The organism is Streptomyces sp. NRRL S-87 (assembly GCF_000719335.1).
Taxonomy (GTDB): Bacteria; Actinomycetota; Actinomycetes; order Streptomycetales; family Streptomycetaceae; genus Streptomyces.
The window spans coordinates 151,649-158,432 of record NZ_JOGB01000034.1 but is presented as its reverse complement, the minus strand read 5'-3'; the positions used below and the strand labels follow the sequence as shown (position 1 = coordinate 158,432).

Here is a 6,784-nt window from a genome sequence, read left to right as displayed (position 1 = left end):
GCCGCCTCAGATCGCTACGCCCCTCCGGTTGAGGTGGCGGCTTCCGGGTCCGGTGGGGGCTGGGCATACGCCGCCCACGATCGCTACGCCCCTCCGGTTGGGGTGGCGGGTGCGGGTTGGTGGGGGCTGGACATGCGCCGCCCACGATCTCTGCGTGCTTCTTGGAAGAGCCGGAGGGCTGGGAGGCGGGGGAGGCGGAGGGGGAGGGAGATGCGGGACTCGTGGGAGTGGGCCAACGCGCGTTCGGTGCGGTCCGTCAGGGACGTGGGGTGCGGGGAGGGGTGGAGCAACGGGGTCGCCTCGCTTTCGTGCTTGCCAAGGGCGGGCCAATGAGGCGAGTGTGGATCGGGATTGGCCTGGTGGGCAGAGCCAATCAGGGGAGGTTGGCATGGCGAACGGGCGAGTGGTCCGGACGGCGGACAGGTCCATGGGCAGCCGGCAGTTGGCGGGGCTGCTGCCCGGCGAGGTGATCGCGCGTCCGGGGTACCGCACGCTGGCGGGGGCGGTGCGCGAGTTGATCCTCGACGGGCGGATCCCCCTGCACGTACGGCTGCCCGCCGAGCGGGAGCTCGCCGAGGCGGTGGGGGCCAGTCGGGCCACCGTGACCGCGGCCTACGACCTCTTGCGGGAGAGCGGGTACGTGCGCAGTCGGCGGGGGGCCGGGACGTGGACCGAGCTGCCCGACGGGCATCCGATCGTGGGGGCGCACGGCGCCGGCGTGGGGGCGGGGGGCGGGATCGACCTCGGGATCGCGGCCATGGGGGCGCCCGAGGGGGCGCTGGAGCGGGCGCTGGAGTGGGCGGGGCCGCGGCTGGCCGTGGTTGCCCGGGGGCACGGGTACCACCCGTACGGGCTGCCCGAACTGCGGGAGGCGGTGGCCGAGCGGTTCACACGGCGGGGGCTGCCGACGCGGCCGGAGCAGATCCTCGTCACGGCCGGGGCGCAGCAGGCGCTGGTGCTGGCGCTCGGGCTGCTGTGCGGGGCCGGGGACCGGGTGATGGTGGAGAACCCGACGTACGCCAACGCCCTGGACGCGATCCGGCACGCGCGGCTGCGCACAGCCGCCATACCGGTGGGTGAGGACGGGTGGGACCTCGAGATCGGTGAGTCCGCGCTGCGGCAGACCGTGCCCAAGGTCGCGTACGTGGTGCCGGACTTCCACAATCCGACCGGTGCGCTGATGCCGGAGGAGGACCGGGTGCGGTTGCTGGCCGCCACCCGGCGTACGGGGACCTGGCTGGTGGTGGACGAGACGCTGACGGACATCGCGCTCGACGTGCCGGCGCCGGTGCCGTTGGCGTCGCTGGCGCCGCGCGGGGGTGCCGACCACGTGCTGTCGGTGGGCTCGCTGAGCAAGACGCACTGGGGTGGGCTGCGGGTGGGGTGGATCCGGGCCACGGCCAATCTCGTGACCGAGCTGGCGGCCGGGCGGGTGGCCGCCGACATGACGGGGTCGGTGCTGGACCAGCTGGTGGCCGTGCCGTTGGTGGCCGGGATCGAAGCGGCGCTGCCGGTGCGGCTGGAGCGGTTGCGGGAGCAGCGGGCCGCGCTGGTGGCCGCGCTGGAGCGGCACGTGCCCGAGTGGTCCTGGCGGGTGCCGGTCGGTGGGCTGTCGCTGTGGGTGGACCTCGGCGAGCCGGTGAGCTCGGGGCTGACCGAGCGGGCGGCGGCGGCCGGGGTGCACATCGGGCGGGGTGCCCGCTTCGGGGTGGATCCCGGGACGTTCGAGCACCGGTTGCGGATCCCGTACACCCTGCCGGCCGAGCGGTTGGAGGAGGGGGTGCGGGTGCTGGCCGGGGCCTTCCACGAGGGGGTGCCGCTGCCGCGGGCCGTGGACCGGCCGCACTGGGTGGCGTGAGGGTCAGGTCGTGCGGATGAGGCGGCGGGAGCGGGCCAGGGCCACCGCGGACGTGCGGGAGTCGACGCCGAGTTTGGCGTAGATGTGGACCAGGTGGGACTTCACGGTGGCCTGGCTGAGGAAGAGCTGTTTGCTGATCTGCTGGTTGGACAGGCCGTCCGCGACCAGCTGGAGCACTTCGAGTTCGCGTTTGGTGAGGGCTTCGGCGGGGGTGCGCATGCGGTCCATCAGGCGGTGGGCGACCGCGGGGGCCAGGGCGGACTGGCCGGCCGCGGCCGTGCGGACGGCGGCTGCGAGCTCCTCGGGCGGGGCGTCCTTGAGGAGGTAGCCGGCGGCGCCGGCTTCCACGGCCGCGAGGATGTCCGCGTCCGTGTCGTAGGTGGTGAGGACCAGGACCCGGGGCGCGTCCGGGCGGGCCGTGATGGCGGCGGTGGCCTCGGAGCCGTGCATGCCGGAGCCGAACTGGAGGTCCATGAGGACCACGTCGACGCCGGTGGCGGCGAGTTCCACGGCCCGTTCGGCGGTGGGGGCCTCGGCGACCACGGTGAAGTCGGGTTCGGTGTCGAGGACCGCGCGCAGGCCGGCCCGTACGACCGGGTGGTCGTCGGCCAGGAGGAGTCGGATCACCGGGTGCCTCGCGATTCGGGTGGAGTCAGGGGGAGGGTCACGGCCACGGCCGCGCCCTGGCCGGGGGCCGATTCGACGGTGAACGTGCCGCCCAGGGACTCGGCCCGGGCGCGCATTGCCGGGAGGCCGAAGCCGCCGTCGGTGGTGCGGTGGGGCGTTGCGGCCGGGTCGAAGCCCTTGCCGTCGTCCACGACGTCCAGGGTGACGGAGGTGTCCATGAAGGTGAGGGTGATCTCGGTGCGGGCGGCGCCCGCGTGGCGGACGACGTTCGCGAGGGCCGACTGGCCGATGCGCAGCAGCGCGACCTCGTAGGGGGTGGGGAGTTCGACGGGGGTGCCGGTGAGGGAGAAGCGGGCGCCGGGCGCGGTGGTGCACAGGCGCTCCAGGGCTCCCGCGAGGGAGCCGCGCTCCAGGTCGGGCGGGGTGAGGGCGCGGACGAAGCGGCGGGCCTCGACGAGGTTGTCCTGGGCCGCCTGGCGGGCGGCGGCGATGTGCTCCAGGGCGGGGGAGTCGCCGGGGAGGGTGCGCTCGGCCGCGCGGAGGAGGAGCTGGATCGAGGACAGGCCCTGGGCGAGGGTGTCGTGGATCTCGCGCGCCAGGCGCTCGCGTTCGGCCAGGGTCCCGGCGTCGCGTTCGGCGGCGGCCAGCTCGGCGCGGGTGGTGATCAGCTCCTCGATGAGCTCGCGGCGCCGCTCGCTCTCGCGGTACAGGGCCTGGTAGCCGAGTACGGTCGCCACGGCGACGGCGGCGCCGAGCAGGGGGCCGATGAACGCCCCGGGGTTGAGCGCCGAGCCGTGCCACACGTAGCTGGTGATGGCCGCGGCGGCCGTGGCGGCGACCGCGGGCAGCGCCCGGCGGACGGGAAGGAGGTGGAGCTGGAGGAAGTACAGGGGGAAGGCCAGCCAGAGGCCTTCGGGGGACGCGGCCAGGAGTGCCAGCCAGGACGCGCCGAGGGCGGCCAGCCAGAGGGCGGCCGCGCGCGTCGAGCGGTGCACGGCGGGGGTGAGCGCGCCGGCGGCGAACACGGCGGCCATGACGGCGGCGGCGACGATCGCGGCGGGGCCGTCGGCACGGACGGCCGCCAAGGCGAGCAGGCCGACGAGGAGTGCGTCCAGGCAGAGGCGGAGCACGCGGAGCACGGGCGTGCGGGGGCGGCCGGGGCCGTGCGGTGTGCGGTGTGCGGGGCGGTCGGTGGTGCGGGGTTCCATGGCCCGACCAGCGTATGCGGCCGGGGGCGGGGTTCGGTCAACCGAAAGTTTGATGTCCGGATGCCTCCTTCGATGCGCGGTTCCCGCCCGTGGCGCGATGCCCGGGGAGGCCCCCGGCGGCCAAGGTGGGGGTCATGTTCGTCGCATGGAGAGACCTCCGGTTCGCCAAGGGCAGGTTCGCCCTGATGGGCGCCGTCGTCGTGCTCATCACCTTGTTGGTGGGCCTGCTGTCGGGGCTGACCTCGGGCCTGGCCCGGGAGAACACCTCGGCCGTCACCGGCCTGCCCGCCACCCATCTGGCCTTCGCCGCCCCCGCCGGGGACCAGAAGGTGTCCTTCACCAGCTCCTCGGTGCCGGCCGGTGCCTGGGAGAGGTGGGCCCGACAGCCGGGGGTCCGGTCCGCGGAGCCGGTGGGCATCCGCACCCTGAACGCCTCGGCGGGCACCCGTACCGCCGCCGTGTCCGCCTTCGGTGTCCGCCCGGCCGCCGGGATCGCCCCCGTCGCGCCGCAAGCGGGCCGGGTGGTGCTGGCGGAGAAGGCGGCGAAGGAGCTGGGGGCCGCGGCCGGGGACCGGGTGCGGGTCGGCGGCCTGGACCTGACCGTGGCCGCGGTGGCGGGGCAGGCCGCGTACAGCCACACGCCGGTGGCGTGGGTGACGCTCGACGACTGGCAGCGCATCGGCACGTCGCGCAGCCCGGCGGCGGCCGGCTCCGGGGGCCCGACGGCCACCGTGATCGCGCTCGACGCGGCGGGCGGGGCCGACCTCGCCGCCGGTGACCGGGCGGCCGGTACGAGGACGGAGTCGCTCGACGGGGCGCTGACCGCGATCGGCTCGTACACCGCCGAGAACGGCTCGCTGCAGCTCATGCGCGGCTTCCTGTTCGCGATCTCCGCGCTGGTGATAGGGGCCTTCTTCACCGTGTGGACGATCCAGCGCAGCGGCGACATCGCCGTCCTCAAGGCCCTGGGCGCGGCCACTCCCTACCTCCTCAAGGACGCCCTCGGGCAGGCCGTGCTGATGCTCGCCGCCGGGACCGGGCTGGGCACCGCGTGCGCCGCCGGGCTCGGCGCGGTGATCAGCGGCTCGGACGTGCCCTTCGTGCTCGACGCGCCCACCGTGCTCGTCCCCGCCGCCGTGATGATCGTCCTCGGTGTCCTCGGCGCGGGCCTGTCCGTCCGGCGGATCACCGCAGTCGACCCCCTGACCGCCCTCGGGAGCGCCCGATGACCTCTCTCCTCCTCGACGACGTCACGCTGACGTACCCGGACGGCGACGGCCGGCTCACCGCACTGGACCGGGTCGGCCTGCACGTTCCGGCGGGCACCCTCACCGCGGTGGTGGGCCCCTCGGGCTCGGGCAAGTCCAGCCTGCTGGCGGTGGCCGCCACGCTGGTCACGCCGGACAGCGGCCGGGTGGTGGTCGACGGTACGGACACGACGGTGCTGAGCCCGGCGGAGAAGTCCGCGCTGCGCCGCGACCGGGTCGGCATCGTCTTCCAGCAGCCGAACCTGCTCGCCTCCCTGACCTGTGCCGAGCAGCTCCAGGTGATGGCGCACGTGTCGGGGCGGGGGCACCGGCAGGCCCGCGCCAAGGCGCTGGAACTGCTGGACGCGGTGGGCCTGGCGGCGCAGGCCGGCCGCCGCCCGCACCAGCTGTCGGGCGGCCAGCGCCAGCGGGTCAACATCGCCCGCGCCCTGATGAACGACCCGGCGGTGCTGCTGGTGGACGAGCCGACCAGCGCGCTGGACCACGAGCGCGGGGCGGCCGTGCTCGACCTGCTGGCCGCGCTGACCCGGGAGCGCGGTACGGCCACGGTGCTGGTCACCCACGACCGGGCGCACCTGGAGCGGGTGGACCGCGCGGTCACCATGACCGACGGCCGGCTCGCGGAGCAGGCGGTGGGCGCGGCCTGACCGTACGGGGAGACGGCCGGGCCCCCGCCCCCCTTCGAGAGAGGGCGGGGGCCCGGGGCGTACGCGCGGTTCCTAGGCCGGGTTCTGGTTCGCGAGGGCGACCGACAGCTCGGCGGCGACGCCCTGGAGGATCGGCACGAAGCGCTCGGTCACGGCCTCGGTCACGCGGCCGGCGGGGCCGGAGATGGAGATCGCGGCGGCCGTGGGGGAGTTCGGGATGGAGACCGCGAGGCAGCGGACCCCTATCTCCTGCTCGTTGTCGTCGACCGCGTAGCCGAGCGAGCGGACCTGCTCCAGCGCGTCCAGGAACCCCTCGGGCGTGGTGATCGTCTTCTCGGTGGCCGCCGGCATGCCGGTACGGGCGAGCAGGGCGCGCACCTCGTCGGCCGGGGTGGAGGCGAGCAGGGCCTTGCCCACGCCCGTGGAGTGCGGCAGCACGCGGCGGCCGACCTCGGTGAACATGCGCATGGAGTGCTTGGAGGGCACCTGGGCGACGTAGACGATCTCGTCCCCGTCGAGCAGGGCCATGTTCGCGGTCTCGCCGGTCTCCTCGACCAGCCGGGTCAGGTACGGCCGCGCCCACGTGCCCAGCAGGCGCGAGGCCGACTCGCCGAGGCGGATCAGGCGGGGGCCGAGGGCGTAGCGCCGGTTCGGCTGCTGGCGCACGTACCCGCACGCGACCAGCGTCCGCATGAGACGGTGGATGGTGGGCAGGGGCAGGCCGCTGGCGGCGGAGAGTTCGCTGAGGCCGACTTCGCCCCCCGCGTCGGCCATCCGCTCAAGGAGGTCGAACGCGCGCTCGAGGGACTGGACGCCACCGCTCGCGGCGGTGGGCCGGGAGGAGGCGTCGGTGGTGCTGGCGCTGGACGTCGGCACGGCGCGGTCCTTTCGGTGCTGGCAGGCAAGGAAGCAGCCTACCCCGGTCGCGGGCGGCGGCCCTAGTGCCGGGTGATCGCCGTCCGCGCCGGTCAGAGGCGGTTTGTCCGGGTGGTGGTCGGCCTCGGTCGGTTCCCTGAGCGGGCCGCGATGGTGGGAGCTACGTTTTGTAGAGCGAAATCTTAATTCCATCCTGTGGAAAGCTCCAATTGCGGTGGCTCCGTGTCGGTGGTCCCTCCGGGCGCTCTTGACGGGTCCCGGGCGCGGCGTGAAGACTCCGTCAACAGAACGTTGAATTTC

6 protein-coding genes are annotated in these 6,784 nt (G+C 74.7%); 3 read left to right on the top strand and 3 right to left on the bottom strand.

The annotated features are described in order from the left end of the window. Window positions 1–388: 388 nt before the first annotated feature. A complete protein-coding gene (locus IF43_RS0122395) occupies window positions 389–1,858 on the top strand; it encodes a PLP-dependent aminotransferase family protein (RefSeq protein WP_030203527.1) in 1,470 nt (489 codons plus the stop codon). A 3-nt stretch (window positions 1,859–1,861) separates the two neighbouring features. Here IF43_RS0122395 and IF43_RS0122390 read toward each other — a convergent pair whose 3' ends face one another. Then, on the bottom strand, window positions 1,862–2,485 hold the full coding sequence (locus IF43_RS0122390; RefSeq protein WP_030203521.1) for a response regulator transcription factor: 624 nt from the start codon (window positions 2,483–2,485) through the stop codon (window positions 1,862–1,864). Beyond that, window positions 2,482–3,693 carry a sensor histidine kinase gene (locus tag IF43_RS0122385; RefSeq protein WP_078910360.1) on the bottom strand — a complete coding sequence of 404 codons (1,212 nt, stop codon included), beginning with the start codon at window positions 3,691–3,693 and terminating at the stop codon, window positions 2,482–2,484. The genes IF43_RS0122390 and IF43_RS0122385 overlap by 4 nt, the downstream gene beginning before the upstream one ends. Window positions 3,694–3,827: 134 nt before the next feature. Here IF43_RS0122385 and IF43_RS0122380 point away from each other — a divergent pair, with 134 nt between their 5' ends. Both IF43_RS0122380 and IF43_RS0122375 read left to right on the top strand, forming a co-directional pair. Further along, on the top strand, window positions 3,828–4,922 hold the full coding sequence (locus IF43_RS0122380) for an ABC transporter permease (RefSeq protein ID WP_030203516.1): 1,095 nt from the start codon (window positions 3,828–3,830) through the stop codon (window positions 4,920–4,922). After that, window positions 4,919–5,608, top strand: a complete 690-nt coding sequence (locus tag IF43_RS0122375; protein WP_030203513.1) for an ABC transporter ATP-binding protein — start codon at window positions 4,919–4,921, stop codon at window positions 5,606–5,608. The genes IF43_RS0122380 and IF43_RS0122375 overlap by 4 nt, the downstream gene beginning before the upstream one ends. A gap of 72 nt (window positions 5,609–5,680) precedes the next feature. Here the strand turns inward: IF43_RS0122375 and IF43_RS0122370 are convergent, their stop codons facing one another. Next, on the bottom strand, window positions 5,681–6,484 hold the full coding sequence (locus IF43_RS0122370; protein WP_030203511.1) for an IclR family transcriptional regulator: 804 nt from the start codon (window positions 6,482–6,484) through the stop codon (window positions 5,681–5,683). Window positions 6,485–6,784: the final 300 nt, after the last annotated feature.